Below are 2336 nucleotides of genomic sequence, written 5' to 3' on the forward strand. Positions count from 1 at the left end.
GGCTCTGTTGCAAAAATCGTGAAGCTTGAGCATGCTTGGCGGAGATTGGACGGACGGAACGATGACGGATTTCAAGTGGCGCCATTTCCAGGGTGATGTGATCCTGTGGGCGGTGCGCTGGTATTGTCGCTATCCGATCAGCTATCGCGACCTTGAGGAAATGCTGGCGGAACGCGGCATTTCGGTCGACCATACGACGATCTATCGCTGGGTCCAGTGCTACGCCCCGGAGATGGAGAAGCGGCTGCGCTGGTTCTGGCGGCGTGGCTTTGATCCGAGCTGGCGCCTGGATGAAACCTACGTCAAGGTGCGGGGCAAGTGGACCTACCTGTACCGGGCAGTCGACAAGCGGGGCGACACGATCGATTTCTACCTGTCGCCGACCCGCAGCGCCAAGGCAGCGAAGCGGTTCCTGGGCAAGGCCCTGCGAGGCCTGAAGCACTGGGAAAAGCCTGCCACGCTCAATACCGACAAAGCGCCGAGCTATGGTGCAGCGATCACCGAATTGAAGCGCGAAGGAAAGCTGGACCGGGAGACGGCCCACCGGCAGGTGAAGTATCTCAATAACGTGATCGAGGCCGATCACGGAAAGCTCAAGATACTGATCAAGCCGGTGCGCGGTTTCAAATCGATCCCCACGGCCTATGCCACGATCAAGGGATTCGAAGTCATGCGAGCCCTGCGCAAAGGACAGGCTCGCCCCTGGTGCCTGCAGCCCGGCATCAGGGGCGAGGTGCGCCTTGTGGAGAGAGCTTTTGGCATTGGGCCCTCGGCGCTGACGGAGGCCATGGGCATGCTCAACCACCATTTCGCAGCAGCCGCCTGATCGGCGCAGAGCGACAGCCTACCTCTGACTGCCGCCAATCTTTGCAACAGAGCCCGCTTTGACGCGCTGCTCATGGCCTACGGCGATGCTGTTTTTCCAGACTTTAGCGCGCGGTCTTGCGGAGCGCGCCGATAGGGCGCGCTCGATATTGGCAATCCCGCTGCTACGCAGCACGGACCCTATGGAAGTGGTCATAACGACCTCCTTTTGTCGGTCCCGCCAGGCCAAGCACCATCGCTCCCGAAAGCACGCTTTCAGGATTGACATTTGCCGAAGCACCGCCGATAAAAGGGACAGATAGTTGATCCCGTTTTGGCGGTACAAACAGCCCTCGCTCAGCCAAGCGAGGGTTTTTTGTTGCCCGTTGTCCGGGGGAGCCACCCCCAAACAACAGATGAATCGCCGACTCCTTGCGGAATCAGCGGGTCATAACTGGCTTAACTTTTAGGGCTTGGCAAGAATAAGCGTGTCGATACGCTTATGGCGCTACCTCGGCGTCGGCCTTGCGATAGTGGCGCATGTAGTCGGGAAACTCGATCCCGCGATCTCTAAGAAGCTGGATCGCAGCTTCTTCCAATAGCGCAGATGTTGAGTTGCACTGAGAAGTGACCCGGGAGGGTTATAAGTTTTCACTGAGAATTGACCCATGTTTTCCTCGCCCCTGGCTGACAGTCAGGAGGCATCGGAGTGATCGACATGGACCTACTCAGTGTGATCCGCCGCTGGCATTTTCGGCAAGGCATCCCCATTCGCGAGATCCGGCGGCGGACTGGATTATCGCGCAACACGATCCGCAAATATCTGCGCGATGACGCGGTGGAGCCGACGTTCAAGGTTCCCAAACGGCCGAGCAAGCTTGATCAGTTTGCAGAAAAACTGACGACGTGGCTGCGGGTGGAATCTGGCAAGTCGCGCAAACAGAAGCGAACAGCCAAGCAGCTACATGCAGATCTGGTTAAGCTGGGCTACGAGGGATCATACAGCCGTGTTGCCGCCTTCGCCCGCTCGTGGAAGACCGAACGCCAATATGAAAAGCAAACCAGTGGGCGCGGCACATTCGTACCGCTGATCTTCCAGCCCGGTGAGGCCTTTCAGTTCGATTGGAGTGAAGATTACGCCCTTCTGAATGGCCGGCCTACCAAGCTGCAGGTGGCCCATACCAAGCTCTCCCACAGTCGGGCGTTCATCACGCGAGCCTATCTGCTGCAAACGCACGAGATGTTGTTCGACGCACTGACGCAGGCCTTCCGGGTGCTGGGCGGCGTGCCTCAGCGTGGAATATTCGACAATATGAAGACGGCTGTAGACCGGATCGGCCAGGGCAAAGTCCGACAGGTCAATGCGCGGTTCGCTGCCATGGCCAGCCACTACCTGTTCGAAACGGATTTTTGCAATCCGGCCTCAGGCTGGGAGAAAGGTCAGGTCGAGAAAAACGTTCAGGATGCGCGTCGACGGTTATGGCAGCCAATGCCCAACTTCCCAGATCTTGATGCCCTCAATGCCTGGTTGG

2 protein-coding genes and 1 pseudogene are annotated in these 2336 nt (G+C 58.3%); 2 read left to right on the forward strand and 1 reads right to left on the reverse strand.

The features are described 5' to 3' along the window. Positions 1-61: 61 nt before the first annotated feature. Entirely contained in the window at positions 62-826 is a 765-nt protein-coding gene (locus BV908_RS22020) for an IS6-like element IS6100 family transposase (RefSeq protein WP_001389365.1), read from the forward strand. 18 nt (positions 827-844) lie between these two features. Here the strand turns inward: BV908_RS22020 and BV908_RS22030 are convergent, their stop codons facing one another. Then, on the reverse strand, positions 845-1021 hold the full coding sequence (locus tag BV908_RS22030) for a hypothetical protein (protein WP_210434054.1): 177 nt from the start codon (positions 1019-1021) through the stop codon (positions 845-847). A gap of 501 nt (positions 1022-1522) precedes the next feature. Between BV908_RS22030 and istA the strand changes: the two are divergent. Continuing rightward, positions 1523-2336, forward strand: a pseudogene (gene istA, locus BV908_RS22035) (IS21-like element ISRsp3 family transposase); the annotation flags it as partial.

It is taken from the genome of Diaphorobacter sp. LR2014-1 (genome assembly GCF_002916785.1).
Lineage (GTDB): Bacteria > Pseudomonadota > Gammaproteobacteria > Burkholderiales > Burkholderiaceae_C > Diaphorobacter > Diaphorobacter nitroreducens.

Coding starts and splice junctions, on each gene's coding strand:
- BV908_RS22030 (WP_210434054.1), bottom strand. CDS start 1,021: ATGACCACTTCCATAGGGTCCGTGCTGCGTAGCAGCGGGATTGCCAAT.
- BV908_RS22020 (WP_001389365.1), top strand. CDS start 62: ATGACGGATTTCAAGTGGCGCCATTTCCAGGGTGATGTGATCCTGTGG.